At 61.7% G+C, this 650-nt stretch carries 1 protein-coding gene; it reads right to left on the bottom strand.

Going from position 1 to position 650, the window contains the following annotated elements:
* Positions 1-650 (bottom strand): TraM recognition domain-containing protein (locus INT12_RS30895; RefSeq protein ID WP_193059228.1); only part of this gene is annotated, 650 nt, incomplete at both ends.

Here is a 650-nt window from a genome sequence, read left to right as displayed (position 1 = left end):
CCCCGCTTCTGAAGCTCTGCGCTGGCTTGATCGGCGGTCAGTTTCAGGACGCGCTGGACCTCCGCGGCGCTCTGCGCGTTGGCTTCGGGCAGGGAATTTTTCTGCACCGGTTGCGCCCCCTGCTTGGTCCACTTCGCACGTTTCTGGCCATCTCGGACCTTCGGGTAGCTGACGCCCGGCCAGGACAACAACAACAAATCGCCGGAGCTCTGCACGATGGCCCGGATGCCCCAGTGTTCCTTGCCGTAGGCCTTCCCTTTGCGGAAGCCTAGATCGTCGGTGAGCCGGCCTGGTGGCACAATCGCCTTGCTCTCCTCGTGGATAGTCGCCTTGTCGTCATGCGTGCGCCAAGCAACGGTCCGCTTGCCCAGGCTCCGGCTGATTTTTTCTCGCGTCTCGCCGACCTGCAACTGGCAAACAATGTGTGTGCCGACCAACCCACTGAATGCCCGGGCTGTCTTGTCGCCGTAGACTTTCTCAACCTGGCTCCAGTCCTGCACGGCCATGCAGGCCACTACGCCTTTTGAGCGGCCCAGGGCCAGCAATGGCTCGATGTTGAGCTTGCCAGCTGATGTGAGCTCATCGAAGAAGAACCCCAGGAATCGCCCGGCTTCATCATCCGGCAGGCTCGGCCCAATGATTTCTGGCAC

The sequence above is a fragment of the Pseudomonas sp. K8 genome (assembly GCF_014889455.1).
Taxonomy (GTDB): Bacteria; Pseudomonadota; Gammaproteobacteria; order Pseudomonadales; family Pseudomonadaceae; genus Aquipseudomonas; species Aquipseudomonas veronii.
Note: the sequence above shows the minus strand (reverse complement) of the source record. Positions and strands in the feature narration are given on the sequence as shown.